The sequence below is a fragment of the Curtobacterium pusillum genome (assembly GCF_007680845.1).
Lineage (GTDB): Bacteria > Actinomycetota > Actinomycetes > Actinomycetales > Microbacteriaceae > Curtobacterium > Curtobacterium pusillum_B.
This window is the reverse complement of record NZ_VEIY01000001.1, coordinates 335,655-355,397: the sequence shown is the minus strand read 5'-3', so window position 1 is coordinate 355,397 and position 19,743 is coordinate 335,655. Positions and strand designations below refer to the sequence as shown.

The window sequence follows — 19,743 nt, the reverse complement described above, 5'->3', positions numbered from 1 at the left end:
ACCGACCCCCGTCAGCCGTCGGCGAGCGCGTCCATCACCTGACGCGCGATCCGCCGGCCGGCCCGGTTCGCTCCGATGGTCGACGCCTGCGGCCCGTACCCGGCGAGGAACAGCCGCGGCTCGTCCACGGAGCGGCCGTCCTCGACGACGATCCCTCCGGCGGCGGTCCGCAAGTGCAGCGGTGCCAGGTGTCGGAGGTCCGCGCGGAACCCGGTCGCCCAGATGACCGCATCGGCGTGCACGTGCTCGCCGTCGGCCGTCACGACCCCGGTCTCGTCGAGTTCACGGAACATCGGTTCGTTCCGGAGGACGCCCCGGTCGAGACCGGCCCGGATCCGCCGCGACACCGGGACCCCTGTGCCGGACACGATGCTCGGCAGGGTCTCCCCCGCCCGCGCGGCCCGGTCCTGCTCGTCGACCGCGGCCACCGCTGACTCGAGGTCGAGTGCGGACGACTCCGACCAGACCACCGGGCGACGGGTGAACCACCGCGTCCGCGCAGCGACGCCGTCGAGCTCGAGCAGGAACCCGATCGCACTGGTCCCCCCGCCGACGACCACGACGTCCTGGCCGGCGAACTCGGTCGCGCTCCGGTACTCGGTCGTGTCGAGCTGGCGGCCGCGGAAGACGTCACGGCCCGGGTACCACGGCACGAACGGCGTGCCCCAGGTGCCGGAGGCGTTGACCACGACCTCGGCGGTGATCCGGGTCGTGCTCCCGTCGGCCGCGCGCACGGCCACGCAGAGTTCGCCGTCGGCGGTGCGGGAAACGGACGAGACCGCGACCGGCCGCCGGACCCGCAGGTCGTAGTGCTGCTCGAAGCGCCGGTAGTACTCCCCGACGACGTCGCGCGCCGGGCGGGCCCGGTCGGCGTCGTCGAACCAGAGGCCCATCGCGTTCATCCCGGGGAGGTCGTGCACCCGGTGCGCCGCGCCGAGCCGGAGCGCTTCCCACCGGAACTGCCACGCGCCTCCGGTGCTCGGTGACCGGTCGAGCAGGACCAGATCGCTGCCCGGCGACAGGCCGAGCCGACGGAGGTGGTATCCCACCGACAGGCCAGCCTGCCCCGCACCGATCACCACGACCCGGGCGTGCTGGTCGGCCGGGGCCTGCGCGTCGTCTGTCATCACTTCGATTCTGCTGTGGGCGGGGTCGTCGCGGCGACGTCCAGATCGGGGTACATGGTAGAGTGATCGGCAGATTTCAAACCACGAACCGTTCGGTTCCCCGGGCAGACTCCTCTCCCGCCAGGACCGGACCAGAGCCAATCGCGAGGGGGTCACGCATGGGGCGCGGCCGTCAGAAGGCAAAGCACACCAAGGTCGCCCGGGAGCTGAAGTACTTCAGTCCGGAGACGAACTACGGTGCACTCGAACGCGAGCTCTCCGCCGGGCAACACTCGGATGAGAACTCCTACGTCGATCGTTGGGCAGACCAGTACGGTGATGACCAACTCGAAGACGACGACGAGTTCGAACCACAACAGGACCAGAACAAGTCCGCCTGACCCCGGCGCACCGTCGACGCCGCGCAGCCTCCCGGCCGCGCGGCGTTCTCGTGTGTGCGCGTGCCGGCACGCCGCGCCGCGGGCGCTCCGCCGACGTCTCACGCGTCGATCGACCGGCGCGGTGTCGGAACGTGCACGCGCATCAGATGCTGGCGCATCGTTCGACCCCGCACGCGTCGATCGACTGACGCGGGGTCGGAACATGCGCGCGCAGCGGTCGCACGAGCCCGATCCTCGAGGTCGTCGACCCGTCGCGAGCCGTCCGCCCCGCGCGGCCCCCGCCGCGGCCGGGCGGCACGATCGCGCCGGTCCCGGCCGTCGCCGGGCTCAGCCCGCGTACGCCCCCACGAGCCGCACCGCGCCCCCGTCGACACCCTTCGCGCCCTGCTCGAACCCGGTGAGGTCCCGCGCAGCCGTCGAGATCGTCCCGACCGACCACGACGGCAGCCCGGCGGCCCCGAGCGACGCGATGACGTCGTCGGCAGCAGCGGCCGCCACGACCGCGAACATCCCGATGCCGAGGTTCCACGTGCCCTCGGTCTCCTCGATGGGCGTCCCCGCCATCGATGCGAGCACCTGGAAGACGGGCAGGGGCTCCCACGTGGAGCGGTCGACCTCGACCCAGGACCCGACGGGCAGCACGCGTGCGAGGTTCGCCGCGATGCCCCCACCGGTCACGTGCGACAGGGAGTGCACCGCACCCTCGTGCGAGGCGATCACGGACAGCAGCGGCGACGTGTAGAGCCGCGTCGGCTCGAGCAGGGCCTCACCCACGGAAACCCCGGCGCCGCCGAGCTCCGGCAGCGAGTCCGTGTAGCCCACGCCCCGCGAGGACAGGATGTGCCGGACGAGCGAGTACCCGTTCGAGTGCAGCCCCGAGGACGCGATCGCCACGACGACGTCGCCGTCCTCGACCAGCGGCGCGCCGAGGACCGAGCCGGCCTCCACCGCACCGACCGCGGCACCGGCCACGTCGTAGTCGTCCGGTCCGAGGAGCCCCGGGTGCTCGGCGGTCTCGCCACCGACGAGTGCGGTGCCGGTCTCCGCGCAGCCACGGGCGATGCCGGCGACGATGTCCGCGATGCGGTCCGGCACCACCTTGCCGCAGGCGATGTAGTCCGTCATGAAGAGCGGCTTGGCCCCGACCACCACGATGTCGTCGACGACCATGCCGACGAGGTCCTGCCCGATGGTGTCGTGCTTGTCGATGGCCTGCGCGATCGCGACCTTCGTGCCGACGCCGTCCGTCGAGGTGGCGAGGAGCGGACGTTCGAAGTCCTTCAGGAACGAGACGTCGTACAGTCCGGCGAAGCCGCCGACTCCCCCCAGCACCGAGGCGTTGTGGGTGGCCGACACGGCGGACTTCATGAGTTCGACGGCCAGGTCACCGGCAGCGGTGTCGACACCGGCCTCTGCGTACGGGTTGGGCATGCGTAGTCCTCCGCGGGGCATGGCAGACTTGTTCGGTCCCCCCGATTCTACTGATCTGGAGCACCCCCGCGAATGTGCGGCATCGTCGGCCTCGTTGCACAGGGCCCAGCCAACCAGTCCATCTACGACGCACTGCTCCTCCTGCAGCACCGGGGACAGGACTCGACGGGCATCGCCACCGTCGAGGGTCACATCCACCACATGCACAAGACCCGTGGTCACGTGCGGGAGTCCTTCCGCACCCGCGACATGCGTGCCCTGCTCGGCACCATGGGCCTCGGGCACGTCCGCTACGCCACGAAGGGCGCCGCGAGCAACGAGGAAGAAGCGCAGCCGTTCTACGTGAACGCGCCGTACGGCATCGTCCTCGTGCACAACGGCAACCTGACGAACACGCGCGAGCTCACCCGTGAGCTGTTCGACATCGACCGCCGGCACCTCAACACGTCGAGCGACACCGAGCTGCTGGTGAACGTGCTCGCGCACGAGCTCCAGGGCCAGGTCCGCGGCAAGGACCTCGACCCCGGGCAGGTGTTCGACGCCGTCGAGCGCGTGCACGAGCGCGTCGAGGGCTCCTACGCCGCGATCGCGACCATCGCCGGACACGGTCTGCTCGCGTTCCGCGACCCGTTCGGCATCCGCCCGCTCATCCTCGGCCACAAGTTCGACGACGCCGGCAAGCCCGAGTGGGTCGTCGCCTCCGAGTCGCTCGTGCTCGAGTCCGGCGGCTACGAGATCGTCCGTGACGTCGCCCCGGGTGAAGCGATCTTCATCGAGATGAACGGCCAGATGCACGCCCGCCAGTGCGCGAAGAACCCGCGCCTGGTCCCCTGCTCGTTCGAGTACGTCTACCTCGCCCGGCCCGACTCGGTGATGAACGGCATCTCGGTGTACGACGCCCGGCTCCGGCTCGGCAACCGCCTCGCGGACACGATCGCGCAGTACGCCCCCACCGGCGACATCGACGTGGTCATGCCGATCCCGGACTCCTCCCGCCCGGCCGCGATGCAGGTCGCGCAGAAGCTCGGCATCGAGTACCGCGAGGGCTTCTACAAGAACCGCTACGTCGGCCGGACGTTCATCATGCCGGGCCAGGCGGAGCGCAAGCGGTCCGTGCGGCAGAAGCTCAACGCGATGTCGTCGGAGTTCAAGGGCAAGAACATCCTCATCGTCGACGACTCGATCGTGCGCGGCACGACGAGCAAGGAGATCGTCGAGATGGCCCGCGCCGCCGGGGCGAACGAGGTCACGTTCACCAGCGCCGCGCCGCCTGTCCGGTACCCGCACGTGTACGGCATCAACATGCCGACCCGGGCCGAGCTCATCGCGCACGACCGGAAGATCCCGGAGATCAACAAGGTGCTCGGCAGCGACCACCTGATCTACCAGGAGATCGGTGACATGCGCGACGCGATCATCGAGGGCTCCGACGTGACCGACCTCGAGATGAGCTGCTTCACGGGCGAGTACGTCACGGGCACCGTCAGCCCGGAGTACCTGTCCTGGGTCGAGGCGAACCAGCTCAGCTGAGCCGCGCCTCCCCCGAAGGAACCTGGTTCCGGACACAGCACCGCGGAGATCCCTGGTGCTGTGCCCGGAACCTGGTTCCGAGGGCAGCGCCGAGCGTCAGGGACGGTCGCCGTGGTCCTCGATCTCGCCGTCGATCGTCTCGGGCGGCAGCTCGACCTCCACGCGCTCCGCGGTGAGACGAGCGGCACGGCGTGCGAACACGCGGTCCAGGACCACCGCGACCACGGCGCCGATGAACGCTCCGATCGTGACGCCCCAGAGGCTGAAGTACCCCACCAGGCTGCCGAAGCTCGCGGTCTCCTGCTGGTCGCCGCGGTCGATGTTCATGGTCAGCGACACCACGATGAGCGTCGCGACGAAGCCGAGGACCGCACCGCCCACGATGAACACGCCGAACTTGGGGGCGCGTCGGATCGTCACCTCGTCGGAGGAGGAGACGGCGTTCGGCGCCGGAGCCGGGCGTTCGTCGGGTCGATCGGTGCTGCTCACCCGTCCATTGTCCCCCACTGTGGGACGTGCTCCGGCCTGTCCGGCCAGCACGATCCGGGGGAGGATGGTCGGTACCGATCGGTATCCCACGCGGAGGAGGTGAGTCGGATGCGCGAACGACGCGCTCGTGCTTCCCGCGTCCCGGCTCGTGTGGCGTGGCCGATCCTCCAGCGTCGTGAGGAGGACCGGGCGGTCTCGGTCGTCGCCGAGCACCGGTGGAGCGTCGCCCTCGTCGGAGCACCGGGGCTCGGCAAGAGCTCCGCGGCCGTCCGGATCACCGACCGCGTGGCCGGACGGGACGCCTCCGGCCGGACCCTCGTCGTCCCGATCACGGCGGTGGCGGCGAGCCGGTCGATGCCGTTCGGCGCCGTCGCGGAGCGCTTCGGGGAACTCCCCGGGTCCCTCGCCGAACTCGTCGGTGCCGGTGGTGCCGAGCAGCGCCTCCGCGAGTCGGAGGACCTCGCCGACCGGGACGTCCTGCTCCGCGTCGACGACGCCGACCACCTCGACGCGATCTCCGCCCGCTACGTGGCGTGGCTCGTGCGCGAGCAGGGCGCCCGCCTCGTGCTCACCTGCCGGGACTTCACCGCGCTCCCGGAACCCCTCCGCGCCCTCTGGCAGGACGACCTGCTCGAGCGCATCGACCTCGAGCCGCTCGACCTGCACGAGACCTCGGAGCTCGTCGCCGAGGCCCTCGGGGCGCAGCTCGAGACCGCGTCGGCCGAACGGGTGCACCGCGCGACCGCCGGCAACCCGCTGTACGTCCGGGAGGTCGTCCGGGCCGCGCTGACCTCCGGCGCCCTGGAGCACACCGCCTCCGGCTGGTACTGGCGCGGCCGCGTCACGGCGTCGAGCAGTCTCGCCGACATGTACCGGACGGAGCTCGGCTCGCTGCCCGAGGACCTCCGTGACGTGGTCGACATCGTGGCGCTCGCGGACCCGATCCCGCTCCCCCGGCTCATCGGGCTCGTCAGCGGCGGGGACGTGGACCGCGTCGTGGCGCTCGGCCTCGTCCGCATCGACTCCCTCGAGGACGGCACCGCAGTCGCGCGACCGTCGCACCCGCTCGTCGGCGAGGTCGTCCGCGCCCTCGTCCCGGTGGCCAGGCGCACCGCACTGTTCGCCCGGGCCAACGCCTTCCGCGCCGACCGTCCCGAGGGTGCCCCGCCCGCCGCTCGGCTCCGCGCCGCGCTCTGGTCGCTCGAGTGCGGCGTGCTCCCGCCCGTCGGCGAGATGCTCGACGCCGCCCAGGTCGCCGTCCGCCTGCAGGAGCACGAGAGCGGGATCGCCCTGACCTCGGCGGCGCTGCGGACGACGCTCACCCCGACCGAGCGGGTGGCGGCGCACTGCCTGCGGTCCCTCGCGCACTCGTACAGCACCGGGCGCGAGGCCGGTCGCACCGACGCCGAGGCCGCGTGGGCCGTGGTGTGCTCGGCCCCGGACGAGGTCGACGACGCCGCGGTGATCGAGGCGTGCGAGACCCTCGCGAACATCCGGCAGTTCCACGACGACGACACCCTCGCGGCGGTCGCGCTCACCGACGCCGCCGCCGAGTACGTGTCGGGCGAGGCCACCGAGCGGCTGCGGCTGCTCCGTCTTGCGCACTTCGGGTGGGGCGGGCAGTTCGACGAGGTCCACGCCGAGCTCGAGCGCTCCGGCATCCTGCACGCCGCCACCGTCCCGCTCGCCTTCCTCTGCCTCGCCCCCTGCGCGGTCACCGCGCTCGCGACCGCGGGTCGGCTGGAGGAGGCCATGGCCTTCGGGAAGGCGTGCCTCGCGACCGCGGTCGAACACCTCGAGGACGCTCCGTGGAGCGTGGGCGAGATCGTGTCCGTCATGCACCAGGTGCAGGTCTGGCGGGGCGACATCGCGGACCTCATCACCGAGGTCCCGGTGCGCCGGTCCAGCCCGTACCTGATGTACGACTTCACCCTCGAGCTCATCGGCGACGGCAACCTCGCGCTCGCGCAGCGTCGGTGGGACGACGCGATCGTCGCGTTCTCCGCCGCGTGCGAGCGGTACGACGTCGCCGACCACGGCGGCTTCGCGGCCTACCCGTGGGCGCGCCTGGCCCTGTCGCACGCGTACGCCGGCCGTGCCGAGGAGGCCAGCGCAGCACTCGAGCGCGCCCGGACGACGCCGCTCCGCGCGATGCGGATCCTCGGCGAACAGATCGCGGTGACGATCGCCTGGACCGAGGCGGTCCTCGGCAACCCGGCCGGGCTCCGGCACGCCGACGACATCATCGAACGCGGCACCGCAGCCGATGCCTGGACCCACGTCATGTACGCGCAGACGCTGCACTACACGACCGACATGCTGCACGGTCGGGACACCGCGGCGTCCCTCGAGCGGATGCGCGACGCGGCGGCACGGGTCGACGGTCCGCTCGCCGGAGCGATCGTCGAGTACGCCGACGCCGTCCGGGCCGAGGACCGCACCAGGATCATCGCGGCCCAGGGTGTGCTGGCCACGTGCGGCATGGCGGTGTCCGCCGGCCGGGTGAAACCGGCGCTGACGAACCGGGAGTACGAGGTCGCCACGCTCGCGGCGCAGGGCCTCAGCAACCGCCGGATCGCCGAGACGCTCGGCCTGAGCGTCCGGACGATCGACGCGCACCTGTCGCGGGTCTTCACCAAGTGGGACCTGCACGCGCGGACCGAGCTCAGCGAACTGCTCTGAAGCGTCTTCGATGACGCAAGTTCGTTGCGGATTGCAGCACGACTCGCCGGATCGGTTGACACAGCGCGAGGAATGTCGCGTACCTTGGACCTGTCGCCGGGTTCGGACCCGTTCGGGTCGGGTCCGAATCCCGGCGACTTCTACGGTATTCGGCCGGTCGGCGACGTCGCATCAGTAGGCATTACCTAATTCGGTGAGTCACTCTAAGTACTTGCGTTCGTATCGTTCTGGAGGAACGGGGCGGGCTGGCACCGCGCCTCCCGTCCGCCGTCCTCAGCCGTCGAGCCGGACCGGCAGGACCGCCGTCAGGTCCGCTCGCGACCCGGACGCGCTGACGCGCAACTGCGCGACCGCCTCGTCCCAGCGCAGCGAGCCGGTAGCGAGCGCCAACCACGTCTCCGCGTCCGTCTCGATCACGTTCGGCGGGGTCCCCCGGGTGTGGCGTGGACCGGGCACGGCCTGCACGGCGGCGAAGGGCGGGACGCGGACCTCGACGCTGTTGCCCGGCACGTCGTCGGCGAGGCGCTGCAGCGTCCAGCGGACGGCCGTCGCGAGCGCTGGCCGTGCTGCCGTCCCTTGCTGCACGGCGGCGAGCGCGGCGCGTCCGTCCGCGTCCTCGATCCTCCTCGGTGGCATCTCCACAGGCTAGCCCGCGCGCCGCAACGGACGAGTCCGGATCGGTAGGGTGATCGGGTGCGAATCCTCGTCCTCGGTTCCGGTGCCCGCGAGCACGCGATCATCACGGCCCTCCTCGCTGAACGAGCAGGGCACGTCATCACGGCCGCGCCCGGCAACGCCGGCATCGCCGCCGACGTCGAGACCGTCTCCCTCGACCCGACCAACGGCGCCCTCGTCGCCGAGTACGCGATCGAGAACGACGTCGAACTCGTCGTCGTCGGACCGGAGGCGCCGCTCATCGCCGGCGTCGCCGACCCGGTGCGCACCCGCGGCATCGCGGTGTTCGGACCGAGCAAGGCCGCGGCGCAGCTCGAAGGGTCGAAGGCGTTCGCGAAGCGCATCATGTCCGAGGCCGGCGTCCCGACCGGGCGTCCGGTGTACGCGGGCACGGTCGACGAAGCCGTCGCCGCGATCGACGAACTCGGCGCGCCCTACGTGGTGAAGGCCGACGGACTCGCGGCGGGCAAGGGTGTCCTCGTGACGGAGGACCGCCAGGCCGCGATCGACCACGCCACCTACTGGCTGCAGCACGGTCACGTCGTGGTCGAGGAGTTCCTCGACGGCGAAGAGGTCTCGCTGTTCTTCCTCAGCGACGGGCACGACGTCCGCGCCCTCAGCCCGGCGCAGGACTACAAGCGCCTGGCCGACGGCGACGTCGGGCCGAACACCGGTGGCATGGGTGCGTACTCGCCGCTGCCCTGGCTCGCCGAGCGGTGGGCGTCCGAGCGGGCCTTCGTCGACGAGGTGACCGACCTCGTCGCGCTCCCCACCGTCCGCCGGCTCGAGCACGAGGGCACGCCGTTCGTCGGTCTGCTCTACTGCGGCCTCATCGTGACCGAGCAGGGCGTCCGGGTCATCGAGTTCAACGCCCGCTTCGGCGACCCGGAGACCCAGGTCGTCCTCCCCCGCCTCGCCACCCCGCTCAGCAGCCTCATGCTCGCGGCGGCCACCGGCCAGCTCGCCGCCGCTCCGGAGCCGTCGTTCCGCCCGGACGCCGCGGTCACCGTCGTGCTCGCGAGCGAGGGCTACCCGGAGAACCCGAAGACCGGGCGGGTGATCACCGGCATCGACGCCGCCAACGCCCGCGACGGCGTCTCGGTGGCGCACGCGGCCACCGGGGTCCTCGACGGCGACCTCGTCGCGACCGGGGGGCGCGTGCTGAGCGTCGTCGCCACCGGCTCCACGTTCGCCGAAGCCCGCGACCGCGCCTACGCCGGTGTCGCCGACATCAGCCTCGACGGTGCGCAGTTCCGCACCGACATCGCCGCGAAGGTCGTCCGATGAGCGGGGCGCCCGTGCTCGAAGGGTGGCGCCACGTCTCCTCCGGCAAGGTCCGTGAGCTCTACGTGCCGTCGACCCCGTCCGACGTGGACGAACTGCTCCTCGTCGCGTCGGACCGCGTCAGTGCCTACGACTTCGCGCTCGAACCGCCGATCCCCGGCAAGGGCGAGCTCCTGACCCGGCTGTCGCGCTTCTGGTTCACCCAGCTCGCGGACGTCCCGAACCACCTCATCGCGCCGTCCGCCGGCGGGACCCCTGTGCCCGCGTCCGTCGCCGCACGGTCGATGCACGTCATGCCGCTCGACATGTTCCCCGTCGAGTGCGTCGTGCGGGGGTACCTGGTCGGCAGCGGGTGGGCGGAGTACCAGGAGTCCGGCAGCGTGTGCGGCGTCGAGCTGCCCGCGGGCCTCTCGAACGGCGACCGTCTGCCCGAGCCGATCTACACGCCGGCGTACAAGGCGCCGCAGGGCGAGCACGACGAGAACATCTCGTTCGAGCAGACGGTGTCGCTGGTGGGTGCTGAGGTCGCCGAGCAGCTGCGGGACCTCTCGCTGCGCGTGTACTCCGAGGCGGCGGCGATCGCCCTGTCCCGTGGGGTGATCATCGCGGACACGAAGTTCGAGTTCGGGCGCGATGCGTCGGGTCAGGTCCGGATCGCGGACGAAGTGCTGACGAGTGACTCGAGCCGCTACTGGGACGCCCGGTCGGGGAACCGCACGGAGTCCTTCGACAAGCAGATCGTGCGGGACTGGCTCAGCGCGAACTGGGACCGGACGGGCACGCCCCCGGTGCTCCCCGAGTCGATCGTGTCGCGGACGGCTGAGCGCTACCGCGAGCTGATCGACCGGCTCGGCGCCTAGCGCCCCCGGCGGCGCCCGCGCCGCGCGGGCCGCGGCCCCGGCGCGCCCCCGGCCGCCCGCCGAGCGGGCACAACCCGCCGCTCACGTCCGCCGAGCGGGCACGAAACGTCCCGCTCGCGCCCGCCGAGCGGCAGAACGTGCCCGCTCGGCGCCCGCGCCCGGGCGCGTCCGGCGCGGCGGGCGCGGCGGGCGCGCCCGCGGCGCGCCCGCGCCGCGCTCGCGCCTCAGTCGCGCGCGACCACCACGACCGTCAGGTCGTCGCCCGGGTCGTGCGTCAGCGCCCGCGCCCGCACCCGCCCGAGGAACGTGTCGATCTCCGGCGCGTCCCGCCACATCGCCCCGAGTGCCCCGAGCGACGCGATCGTGGAGTCCCACAGCTCGAGCGCTCCGTCACTGACGACGAGCAGGACGTCCCCGCGCTCCAGCTCGAGCGTGCCCGTGACCCGAGCGGCCCCGACCGGGTGCAGCCCGATCGGCAGGTCGTACGAGCGGAGGACGCTCTCGGTCCCGTCGGCGTGCAGGTGCAGGACGAGCCCGTGCCCGGCGTCGGTGAACTCCATGCGGCCGGTCGAGCTCTCGAGTCGGGCGTGGAACAGCGTCGCGAAGGACTCGGCGCGGCCGAGGTCCGGGCCGACCTGGGTCTCGAGCGCCGCGACCGCACGGTCCGGGGACTCGGTACCGCGGGCGAGCAGCGCCCCGCGGATCGTGGCGGCGAGGAGGCCCGCGGACATCCCCTTGCCCATCACGTCAGCGACGGTGAGGACGAGCGCCGACCCGTCGAGGTGCCAGTCGTGGAAGTCCCCCGACACGACACCGTGCGGCACGGACATCCCGCCCACGCGGTACCCGGGCACGACGACGTCGGCGGGTTCGAGCCCGGCGAGCACGGAGCGGAGCCGGTCCTCGTCGGCACCGGCGGAGAGTTCGCGTTCGGCCCAGACACCGAGCTCCTCGAGCAGTGCGACGTCGTCCGGGTCGAGGGTCCGCGGCTCGGGGTCGATGAGGCAGAGCGTGCCGACCTTGACGTCGTCGTCGCCCACGCGCAGCGGCACCCCGGCGTAGAAGCGCACGTGCGGGTCGCCCGTGACGGCGGGGAGGTCGGCGTACCGGGGGTCGGAGAGCGCGTCCGGGATGACGACGGCGCCGGGCTCCTGCAGGGTCCGTCCGCAGAAGGTGCCCTCCAGCGGGCTGACGGGGGCGAGCGGGACGTCCATCTGCTGCGACTTGATCACCAGGTCGGTGGCCCCGGCTAGGTTGAGGAACGATCCGGAGACCCCGAACGCCTCGCGCGCGATGCGGGTGATGCGCTCGAACCGCTCTTCCGCGCCGCCGTCGACCACGTCGAGCGCCGCGAGGAGCGCTGCCCTCCGGACGGCGTCGGGCGAGGTCCCCAGGGCGACGGTGGCGGGCTCGTGGTGCATGCGTCCACGCTAACGCGCCTTCCGGACAGGGGCCGTCCCCAGAAGGGAGGACGCGGAGCACCACTCGTGACAGATGTCACGGCGCGGTCGTGACGTCCGACAGGTGTCCGTCGGCCCCCTCGACGCGAGAGTGGTGCTCATGAACGACACACCGGTCATCCAGCTCCGCGACCTCCGCAAGCGCTTCGGCGCGGTGGCCGCGGTCGACGGCGTCGACCTGGCGATCCGTCCGGGCGAGGTCGTCGCCCTCCTCGGCCCGAACGGCGCGGGCAAGACCACGACGGTCGACCTCGCGCTCGGGCTCTCCACCCCGACCACGGGCGAGGCGCTCCTCTTCGGTGAGGACCCCCGTGCCGCGGTGGTCGCCGGCCGGGTCGGCGCGATGCTCCAGGGCGGTGCACTCCTGCCGGACATGACGGTCCGTGAGGCGGTCGCGCTGGTCGCCGCCGCACACCGCCGACCGATGCCCGTCGACGAGGCCCTCCGCCGCGCACGCTGCGCCGAGATCGCCGGACGCCGGGTGAACAAGCTGTCCGGCGGCCAACTGCAGCGGGCACGCTTCGCGGTCGCCGTGGTGTCCGACCCGGACCTCCTCGTGCTCGACGAACCCACCGCGGCGATGGACGTCGAGGCGCGGCACACCTTCTGGTCCTCGATGCGCGAGTTCACCGACGCGGGCCGGACGGTCGTGTTCGCGACGCACTACCTCGACGAGGCCGACACCTTCGCCGACCGCATCGTCATCCTGCGCGCCGGTCGAGTCGTCGCCGACGGCACGCCCGCCGAGATCAAGGCGATCACCGCCACGCGGACGGTCCGGTTCTCCGGGGTCGGCCCCGACGCGCACGGCACGTTGCGCAGTCTGCCGGGGGTGGTCGGCCTGGAGGCGCGGCACGACTCCGTCACGCTCCGCTCGGACCGCAGCGACGACACCCTCAGGGCGCTGCTCACGACGTTCCCGCAGGCGTCCGACATCCAGGTGGTCGCCTCGACCATGGACGACGCCTTCCTCGCCCTCACCGCCGAACCCGGCGCCGCCGAACCCGGCGCCGCAGCCGCCGCTCCCGAAGGAGTCCTCGCATGACCACCGTCACCACCTCCGGCCGCCTGCCGATGCGCTACGTGTACCTCGAGACGAGACGGCAGCTCCGCAACGTCCGCGCGATGGTGTTCACCTTCGCCGTCCCGGTGATCATGCTGCTCGTGTTCGGCTCGGCGTTCGGTTCCCAGACCGACCCGACGACGCACCTCCAGTACCTCGTCGTGACGACCCTGCAGATGGCGTCCTACGGCGCGATGATGGCCGCGCTCAGCCAGGCGTTCGCGATCGTCAACGAGCGGTCGATCGGCTGGAACCGGCAGCTCCGGGTGACCCCGCTGTCCGGGTGGGGCTTCATGGTGTCGAAGGTGATCGCCGCGATGGCCTTCGCCGCGGTGTCCATCGTCGTCACCGTGCTCGTCGCGACCGTGGGCCTGCACGCCTCGCTCGACCCGGTGCGTTGGCTCGCGGCCGGGTTCGGCATCTGGTGCGGGGTGATCCCGTTCGCCCTCATCGCGATCCTGATCGGGCAGTTCGCCAAGCCGTCGTTCGCCCAGCCGCTGTTCATGGTGGTGTTCATGGGCCTGGCGATCCTCGGCGGGCTCTGGGTCCCGCTGTCGGTGATGCCGGACTGGATGGGCAGCGTCGCGCACCTGCTGCCGTCGTACTGGCTGAACCGCATCGGGCAGATGGGTGCCGGAGCGACCGGCGCCTCGGGGATGACCGAGCCGGCGATGGTGCTGGCCGCGTGGGCGATCGTCCTCGCCGCGGTGATCGTGTGGCGGTACCGCCGCGACGCCGCACGGCAGTGACCGACGGCCCTACGCTGGCACCGATGTCCGAGGCGACCAGAACGGCCGAGGCGCGGGGTGCGGAGAACGCACCACGCGCCTCCCGGCCGACGCGACCGGCCCCGCGCTCGTTCCCGTGGGCCGTCCCACCGGGCGCGAGCGACGAGGACATCCGGATCGGCCGCCGCCGCTGGTACGCCGGAGCGGTCTTCGCGCTCCTCTGGCAGGTGCTCGAGATCATCGCCGTGTGGAGCGACGGGCGGAGTCTCCGGACACACGTCGTCTCGACGATCGCCCTCGCCGTCGTCTACGCGGCGTACCTGTTCGCCCCGGAGCTGATGTGGCGCCGGGGCCTGCGCGGTCGGGTCCTCGTGCTGGCCGGGGTCGCGCTGCTCGCCGGGCTCCTGCTCCTCGTGGTCGGACCGCTCGCCGTGTGGACCTGGCTGCTCGTCGCCGCACTGTCCGGGTTCGTCGCGGAACGGTTCTGGATCGCCGGCGTGGTCGTGCTCGGGATCCTCGGCGCACAGTTCCTCGTCGCCGCGAGCACCGGCTGGGACCAGGCGGTCAACAGCGGCATCCTCTTCGCCCCGGTCATCACGGTGTCCGTCGGAGCCTCGATGCTGTTCTTCGGCCGCCAGCGCGAGGCCGAACAGCGACTCGGGGTCGCGCAGGACGAGATCACCCGGCTCGCCGTGGTCGAGGAGCGCGCCCGGTTCTCCCGCGACCTGCACGACGTCCTCGGGCACTCGCTGACGGTCGTGGCGATGAAGTCCGAACTCGCCGCCCGCCTCGTCGACCTCGACCCGGCCCGGGCGAAGACCGAGATGCAGGACGTCGAGCGGCTCTCGCGCGAGGCGCTGCAGGGGCTCCGCCGAGCGGTCAGCGGGTACCGGGAGGCCGACCTCGACGCCGAGCTCCTCTCCGCCCGCGCGGCGCTGACCGCAGCGGACATCGACGCCGTGCTCCCCGAGGACGGCGACGCCGCGGCCGAGGACGTGCGCAGCCTGTTCGCGTGGGTGCTGCGCGAGGGCATCACGAACGTCATCCGGCACGCCGCGGCGAGCCGGGTCCGGGTCACGCTCACCCGCACCGCGCTGACCGTCGAGGACGACGGCACCGGCTCGACGGCGGGCTCCGAGGCGGGGGCCGCCGCAGCGTTCAGCGTCACCGGCGGCAACGGCCTCCGCGGACTGCGGGAGCGCGCGGACGCCGTCGGCGCGACCCTGACCACCGGGACGAGCGACCTCGGCGGCTTCCGCCTGCGGGTCGAGAGGAGCAGACGGTGACCGGTACCATCCGGGTGCTCCTCGCGGACGACCAGGCGCTCGTCCGGGGCGCGCTGGCGTCGTTGCTGTCGCTCGAGCGGGACATCGAGGTGGTCGCCCAGGTCGCCCGCGGCGACGAGGTCCTCGACGCCGCGCGCACGTCCGGCGCCACCGTGGCGTTGCTCGACGTCGAGATGCCGGGCGCGGACGGGCTCACCGCGGCCGCGACGCTGGCGCGCGAGCTCCCGACGTGCCGGTCCCTCATCGTGACGACGTTCGGCCGCCCGGGCTACCTCCGTCGTGCCCTCGAGGCCGGGGCCGCCGGCTTCGTCGTGAAGGACACCCCCGCCGAACAGCTGGCCGACGCGGTCCGCCGGGTGGCCGGAGGCTTCCGGGTCGTGGACCCCGTGCTCGCGGCCGAGTCCCTCGCCGCCGGGCCGTCCCCGCTCACCCCGCGGGAGACCGACGTGCTCATCGCGTTCCGCACCGCGCCGACGGTCGCCGGGGTCGCCGGCACGCTGCACCTGTCCGAGGGGACGGTGCGGAACCACCTGTCGTCGGCGATCGGGAAGACCGCGGCGCGGAACGCCACCGAGGCGCTCCGCGTGGCGGCCGACAACGGTTGGCTGCTCGGCTCGGCGTGACGCCGGTGCGGCGTACCCTTGGCTGCGTGCTCCGTCGTGTCGTCCCCGTGTTCCTCCTCGGCACCGCCGCGGTCCTGACCCTCGCCGGCTGCGGCGCGCACGACTCCACCGGCCAGCTCTCGGTCACGGTGTCGTCCAACGCCGCTGATCACGCCTACGAGGTGAAGGTCATCACGGCCACGACCGGCAAGGTGTCCGAGCACCAGCGGGTCTTCCCGGGCGGCACCGCGAACTTCGCCGGGGTCCCGCTCGGCGGGGTCACCGTCAAGGCGAACGAGCTCTGCCCGCAGAAGACCACGGTGAAGAACGGCACGGTCGCCGCGGTCACCCTGACGACGACGGGCTGCTGACCCCCTCCCGCAGCGACGCCAGCCTGAATATCAGATGGGAGTCGGAGTCTGGGACGTTCCGGCTCCTTGATCCGGCGCGAGCCGGACCGCTAGGCTCGTCACCGGTAGCTGGAGATGGAACAGTTCTCTGAGCGCCGACTCGAGAAGCCCACGCGTCCGCGTGGGCTTCTGCGTTTGGTGAGGGGGTTGCAGCGTGCTGCTGGCGTACATCGACGAGATCGGTGAGACGGGTGCCTTCATCGCGCGCGACCACGAGCGGTTCAACACGAGCCCGGCGTTCGGCTACGCGGGCTTCGTGGTCCCGGCCGCACACGCCCGCTCGTTCGGCGCGGAGTTCGACCGTCAGAAACGGACGCTCTTCCGGACCGAGCTCGCCCAGGCGCAGCACCCCGGCCGGTGGGAACGGAAGGGCGCGAGCATCTTCCGCCCGGACACGTTGCAGCGCCATCCGGAGCAGATCCGGGTCTTCGCCGGCCTCGTGCGCCGCCTCCGGTCGGCGGGCGGCGCTCTCTTCTACTACGCCGACGAGAAGCCCGTCGGAACGCCCAAGCAGACGGCGCTCGACACCGATGCGCGAGAGACCTCGGCGATGCGTGAGGCGCTGAACCGGCTCGCGCGGCACGCGGAGACGCAGGACGCGAACCTGATGGTGATCATCGACCAGGTCAACGAGAAGACCCGCGCCGCCCGGCTCCCCGCGATGTACGAGCACATCCTCGGGCGGGCGGCCGACCACCCCGAGATGCGGCGCATCATCGAACTGCCGATGCACGTCGACAGCCGCCTCAGCGCGAACATCCAGTTCGCCGACTGGCTCGCAGCGTGTGCGACCCGCGCGGTGGAGTACCAGTTGCTCCGAGAGTCTCCGTACGGGTGGGTGACGACGTGCCGTGAACTCGAGGCGCTGCGCGGTGCGTTCACCCACGAGTCCAAGCTGCACCTCCGGCACCGGTCGGTCGACGACTTCCACCACTCCGAGCTCTTCCGGCCGCAGCGGCCGCTGCACCCGGACGGCGCACTCGGCGCGAACGTCCCGCACGCGATCGCCCGACGCATCATGGCGGCGGCTGAGCGCTCGCACGCCGGCGGCCTCACGACGACGGGCTGCTGACCCCCTCCGCCACCAGGTGCTCGACCCGCGGCTCCCCCGCGACCTCCCGCACCGCCTCGAGCATCCGGGCGTCGTCCCCGGTCTGCCGGACCTCGTGCTGGGCGAGGTGCTCCTGCCACGACCCCACACGGAACGCCTCGACCCACGCGTCCGGCCCGGACCCGGCGTCCCGGTAGAGGTTCCAGTCCCGCGCCCCGGTCCGCCGTCGGCTCCGGCCGAGCCGGGCGGCACGCTCGCGGAACGCGTCGACGGACCCGGCAGGGACCGTCCAGTGCACGAGCACCAGGGTCTCCCCGGTCGCCGGTCCGTGCTCGTCCGGCAGGAACGTCACGTCGCCGAGCGGCATCGGAGCGGCAGCGCGCTGCCGGTCGGTGAGCACTGGGAAGCGGGACGCGACCAGCAGCAGGGCGCTGGCGGCGGTGAGGACCCCGGCGACCACGAGCACACCGACGACCCCGAGCGGTGTGGCCACCGCACCCGCGACGGCGGCGCCGACCGCGGTGCTGCCGAAGAGCACGAGCTGGTACACGGCGAGTCCGCGCGTCCGGACCCACGCGGGCAGGAACGCCTGCACGGTGCCGTTCAGGGTCGTCACGACGCCGATCCACGCGACACCACCGATGACGAGCGCGACGATGACGACGGGCAGGACGGGGACGAGTGCGACGACGACCATCGTCGCGCCGAAGACGACGGACGTGGTGCCGACGACCCGCCCGAGGCCGAGGCGCGTGCGGATCGCCGGCATGAGGAACGCTCCCCCGACGGAACCGGTACCGACCGCTGCGAGCAGCAGCCCGTACCCGCCGGAGGAGAGCCCGAGCGGACCGTCGGCGACGAGCGGCAGGAGGGCCCAGAGCGCGTTCGCGGGGACCATGAAGGCGGCGAGCTGGAGCAGCAGCCGGCGGACGACCCCGGCGTTGCGGACGTAGCGGAGTCCGGCACGGGTCGCGTCGATGAACGGTTCCGCACGGGTCTCCGGCCGCTGGTAGCCCCGCCACGCGACGAGCACGACGAGGAACAGCGCGAACGACAGGGCGTTCGCTGCGAACACGAACGGCACGCCGAGCCGGGCGATGACGACCCCGGCGAGGGCGGGACCGACGGCACGGGCGACGTTGACGCCGACGGAGCTGAGCGCGGCGGCGTCGCTGATGGCGGACCGGGGCACGATCTCCGGCACGAGCGCCTGGTACGCGGGCAGCTGCAGCGCGGACGCCGAGCCGAGGAGGAACGTGACGGTGAGGAGGAGCGCCGGGGTCATCGACCCGGTCGCGGTCAGCACGGTCATCGCGACACCGACGACGACCTGGAACGCCTGCACCCCGATGAGCAGCCGCCGCCGGTCGACGAACTCGCCGATCACCCCGGCGGGGATGCCGATGAGGAGGACCGGCAGACTCGACGCGGTCTGCACGAGCGCGACGACCACGGGGGCCGCGTGCTCGTCGATGAGCAGCCACTGCGCTCCGACGGTCTGCATCCAGCTGCCGACGTTGCTGACGAGCACCGCGATCCAGAGCGCCCGGAAGACCGGGACGGCGAGCGGCGCGAGCGCGCCGCCGCGAGTTGTCGTCGACGTGACGGTGGACACGGCACCTCCTCGGGGTGGGGACGGGGAACGGCCTGGAGGCGCGGTGCGGGTCGGACCCGCACCGCGCCTCCAGGACGTGGCCGGGTCTCAGTCGGCGAGTGCGGCCGTCAGGAAGGCGACCGCCTGCGCGACCGCTGCCTTGGCGGGCGGCATGTCGTGCAGCGAGTTGACCATCACGAAGTCGTGCACGACGCCGCCGTAGCGGACCGCCGTGACCGGGACGCCGGCGCGGCGGAGCTTGGCGGCGTACGCCTCGCCCTCGTCACGGAGGACGTCGGCCTCACCCGTGATGACGAGCGCCTGCGGCAGCCCGGCGAGCTGTTCCTCGGTGGCGCGGAGCGGCGACGCGGTGATCTGGGCGCGCTCCTCCTCGCTCGTCGTGTACTGGTCCCAGAACCACTTCATGCCGTCGAGCGCGAGGAAGTAGCCCTCCGCGAACTCCTGGTACGACGCGGTGTCGAACGCGGCGTTCGTCACCGGGTAGAACAGCGCCTGCGCCCGGAAGGTCACGTCGCCGCGCTCCTTCGCCATGATCGTCAGCACGGTCGCCATGTTCCCGCCGACCGAGTCACCCGCGACCACGAGCCGCGACCCGTCGAGGTCCTTGTCCGAACCGTGCTGGACGACCCACTGCGCGACGGCGTAGGACTGCTCGTTCTGCACCGGGTACTGGTGCTCCGGTGCCCGGTCGTACTCCGGGAACACGACGGCTGCTCCGGTACCGACGGCGAGGTCGCGGACGAGCCGGTCGTGGGTGTGGGCGTCGCCGAACACCCAGCCGGCGCCGTGCGTGTACAGCACGACGGGCAGGACACCGGTGGCGCCCTTCGGCTTCACGATCCGGACCGGGACGGATCCGGTGGGGCCGCCCTCGACGGTGATCCACTCCTCGTCGACCTCGGGCTTGTCGATCGGTTCGTCCTGGACCCCGTCGACGGCCTTCCGGCCCTCCTCCGGTGCGAGCTGGTACAGGAACGGCGGGTTTGCGGTCGCGTCGACGAACGCCTGCGCGGCGGGCTCGAGCGCGATGTTCTTCGGGTTGCCGGTGGGCATGTGACTCCTCGTGTGGT

Annotated in this window: 18 protein-coding genes; 11 read left to right on the top strand and 7 right to left on the bottom strand. The window is 72.3% G+C overall.

All coding sequences use genetic code 11. From position 1 onward, the window contains the following. Window positions 1-11: 11 nt before the first annotated feature. The gene (locus FS825_RS01645) at window positions 12-1,127 is read right to left on the bottom strand and encodes an NAD(P)-binding domain-containing protein (RefSeq protein ID WP_144710245.1); all 1,116 of its coding nucleotides are present in this window, start codon (window positions 1,125-1,127) and stop codon (window positions 12-14) included. A gap of 158 nt (window positions 1,128-1,285) precedes the next feature. Between FS825_RS01645 and FS825_RS01640 the strand changes: the two genes are divergently transcribed. Then, window positions 1,286-1,507 carry a DUF3073 domain-containing protein gene (locus tag FS825_RS01640; RefSeq protein WP_144710243.1) on the top strand — a complete coding sequence of 74 codons (222 nt, stop codon included), beginning with the start codon at window positions 1,286-1,288 and terminating at the stop codon, window positions 1,505-1,507. Window positions 1,508-1,834: 327 nt separating this feature from the next. Here the strand turns inward: FS825_RS01640 and purM are convergent, their stop codons facing one another. Further along, the gene (purM, locus tag FS825_RS01635) at window positions 1,835-2,938 is read right to left on the bottom strand and encodes a phosphoribosylformylglycinamidine cyclo-ligase (protein WP_186377020.1); all 1,104 of its coding nucleotides are present in this window, start codon (window positions 2,936-2,938) and stop codon (window positions 1,835-1,837) included. Between the two features lie 72 nt (window positions 2,939-3,010). On the opposite strand from purM, the gene purF reads away from it, so the two are divergent. Next, window positions 3,011-4,468: an amidophosphoribosyltransferase gene (purF, locus tag FS825_RS01630; protein ID WP_144710239.1), complete on the top strand. Its 1,458-nt coding sequence runs from the start codon at window positions 3,011-3,013 to the stop codon at window positions 4,466-4,468. A 96-nt stretch (window positions 4,469-4,564) separates the two neighbouring features. On the opposite strand, the gene FS825_RS01625 is transcribed toward purF, so the two are convergent. Next, window positions 4,565-4,957: a hypothetical protein gene (locus FS825_RS01625; RefSeq protein ID WP_144710237.1), complete on the bottom strand. Its 393-nt coding sequence runs from the start codon at window positions 4,955-4,957 to the stop codon at window positions 4,565-4,567. A gap of 108 nt (window positions 4,958-5,065) precedes the next feature. On the opposite strand from FS825_RS01625, the gene FS825_RS01620 reads away from it, so the two are divergent. Continuing rightward, complete coding sequence (locus tag FS825_RS01620; RefSeq protein WP_144710235.1) at window positions 5,066-7,639, top strand: helix-turn-helix transcriptional regulator; 2,574 nt, start codon at window positions 5,066-5,068, stop codon at window positions 7,637-7,639. A 273-nt stretch (window positions 7,640-7,912) separates the two neighbouring features. Here FS825_RS01620 and FS825_RS01615 read toward each other — a convergent pair whose 3' ends face one another. Next, complete coding sequence (locus FS825_RS01615; RefSeq protein WP_144710233.1) at window positions 7,913-8,275, bottom strand: sterol carrier family protein; 363 nt, start codon at window positions 8,273-8,275, stop codon at window positions 7,913-7,915. 57 nt (window positions 8,276-8,332) lie between these two features. Between FS825_RS01615 and purD the strand changes: the two genes are divergently transcribed. Together purD and FS825_RS01605 are read left to right on the top strand one after the other, a co-directional pair. Then, the gene (gene purD, locus FS825_RS01610) at window positions 8,333-9,601 is read left to right on the top strand and encodes a phosphoribosylamine--glycine ligase (RefSeq protein WP_144710231.1); all 1,269 of its coding nucleotides are present in this window, start codon (window positions 8,333-8,335) and stop codon (window positions 9,599-9,601) included. Continuing rightward, window positions 9,598-10,458 (top strand): phosphoribosylaminoimidazolesuccinocarboxamide synthase, encoded by an 861-nt coding sequence (locus FS825_RS01605; protein WP_144710229.1) that lies wholly within the window; start codon window positions 9,598-9,600, stop codon window positions 10,456-10,458. Before purD ends, FS825_RS01605 begins: the two co-directional genes overlap by 4 nt. Before the next feature lie 224 nt (window positions 10,459-10,682). Here FS825_RS01605 and FS825_RS01600 read toward each other — a convergent pair whose 3' ends face one another. Next, entirely contained in the window at window positions 10,683-11,879 is a 1,197-nt protein-coding gene (locus FS825_RS01600; RefSeq protein WP_144710227.1) for a PP2C family protein-serine/threonine phosphatase, read from the bottom strand. Between the two features lie 139 nt (window positions 11,880-12,018). On the opposite strand from FS825_RS01600, the gene FS825_RS01595 reads away from it, so the two are divergent. The 6 genes from FS825_RS01595 (at window position 12,019) to FS825_RS01570 (ending at window position 17,079) form a co-directional block, all read left to right on the top strand. Beyond that, on the top strand, window positions 12,019-12,963 hold the full coding sequence (locus FS825_RS01595) for an ABC transporter ATP-binding protein (RefSeq protein WP_144710225.1): 945 nt from the start codon (window positions 12,019-12,021) through the stop codon (window positions 12,961-12,963). Further along, window positions 12,960-13,730: an ABC transporter permease gene (locus FS825_RS01590; RefSeq protein ID WP_186377019.1), complete on the top strand. Its 771-nt coding sequence runs from the start codon at window positions 12,960-12,962 to the stop codon at window positions 13,728-13,730. The genes FS825_RS01595 and FS825_RS01590 overlap by 4 nt, the downstream gene beginning before the upstream one ends. A 23-nt stretch (window positions 13,731-13,753) precedes the next feature. Then, window positions 13,754-14,995, top strand: coding sequence for a sensor histidine kinase (locus tag FS825_RS01585; RefSeq protein ID WP_144710223.1), 1,242 nt, complete (start codon window positions 13,754-13,756; stop codon window positions 14,993-14,995). Next, window positions 14,992-15,618 (top strand): response regulator transcription factor, encoded by a 627-nt coding sequence (locus tag FS825_RS01580; RefSeq protein WP_144710221.1) that lies wholly within the window; start codon window positions 14,992-14,994, stop codon window positions 15,616-15,618. The genes FS825_RS01585 and FS825_RS01580 overlap by 4 nt, the downstream gene beginning before the upstream one ends. 26 nt (window positions 15,619-15,644) lie before the next feature. Next, window positions 15,645-15,968 (top strand): hypothetical protein, encoded by a 324-nt coding sequence (locus tag FS825_RS01575; RefSeq protein ID WP_144710219.1) that lies wholly within the window; start codon window positions 15,645-15,647, stop codon window positions 15,966-15,968. A 193-nt stretch (window positions 15,969-16,161) separates the two neighbouring features. Then, entirely contained in the window at window positions 16,162-17,079 is a 918-nt protein-coding gene (locus FS825_RS01570) for a DUF3800 domain-containing protein (RefSeq protein ID WP_144710217.1), read from the top strand. On the opposite strand, the gene FS825_RS01565 is transcribed toward FS825_RS01570, so the two are convergent. Together FS825_RS01565 and FS825_RS01560 are read right to left on the bottom strand one after the other, a co-directional pair. Then, window positions 17,060-18,673, bottom strand: a complete 1,614-nt coding sequence (locus tag FS825_RS01565; protein ID WP_144710215.1) for an MFS transporter — start codon at window positions 18,671-18,673, stop codon at window positions 17,060-17,062. The two genes, FS825_RS01570 and FS825_RS01565, sit on opposite strands and share 20 nt — an antisense overlap. A gap of 87 nt (window positions 18,674-18,760) precedes the next feature. Continuing rightward, complete coding sequence (locus FS825_RS01560) at window positions 18,761-19,726, bottom strand: alpha/beta hydrolase (protein ID WP_144710213.1); 966 nt, start codon at window positions 19,724-19,726, stop codon at window positions 18,761-18,763. Window positions 19,727-19,743: the final 17 nt, after the last annotated feature.

Bases quoted from the DNA above. Each gene is read 5' to 3' on its own strand.
- FS825_RS01605 (WP_144710229.1), top strand. From the start codon at position 9,598: ATGAGCGGGGCGCCCGTGCTCGAAGGGTGGCGCCACGTCTCCTCCGGC.
- FS825_RS01620 (WP_144710235.1), top strand. From the start codon at position 5,066: ATGCGCGAACGACGCGCTCGTGCTTCCCGCGTCCCGGCTCGTGTGGCG.
- FS825_RS01590 (WP_186377019.1), top strand. From the start codon at position 12,960: ATGACCACCGTCACCACCTCCGGCCGCCTGCCGATGCGCTACGTGTAC.
- purF (WP_144710239.1), top strand. From the start codon at position 3,011: ATGTGCGGCATCGTCGGCCTCGTTGCACAGGGCCCAGCCAACCAGTCC.
- FS825_RS01600 (WP_144710227.1), bottom strand. From the start codon at position 11,879: ATGCACCACGAGCCCGCCACCGTCGCCCTGGGGACCTCGCCCGACGCC.
- FS825_RS01560 (WP_144710213.1), bottom strand. From the start codon at position 19,726: ATGCCCACCGGCAACCCGAAGAACATCGCGCTCGAGCCCGCCGCGCAG.
- FS825_RS01645 (WP_144710245.1), bottom strand. From the start codon at position 1,127: ATGACAGACGACGCGCAGGCCCCGGCCGACCAGCACGCCCGGGTCGTG.
- FS825_RS01615 (WP_144710233.1), bottom strand. From the start codon at position 8,275: ATGCCACCGAGGAGGATCGAGGACGCGGACGGACGCGCCGCGCTCGCC.
- FS825_RS01640 (WP_144710243.1), top strand. From the start codon at position 1,286: ATGGGGCGCGGCCGTCAGAAGGCAAAGCACACCAAGGTCGCCCGGGAG.
- FS825_RS01595 (WP_144710225.1), top strand. From the start codon at position 12,019: ATGAACGACACACCGGTCATCCAGCTCCGCGACCTCCGCAAGCGCTTC.
- purM (WP_186377020.1), bottom strand. From the start codon at position 2,938: ATGCCCAACCCGTACGCAGAGGCCGGTGTCGACACCGCTGCCGGTGAC.
- FS825_RS01585 (WP_144710223.1), top strand. From the start codon at position 13,754: ATGTCCGAGGCGACCAGAACGGCCGAGGCGCGGGGTGCGGAGAACGCA.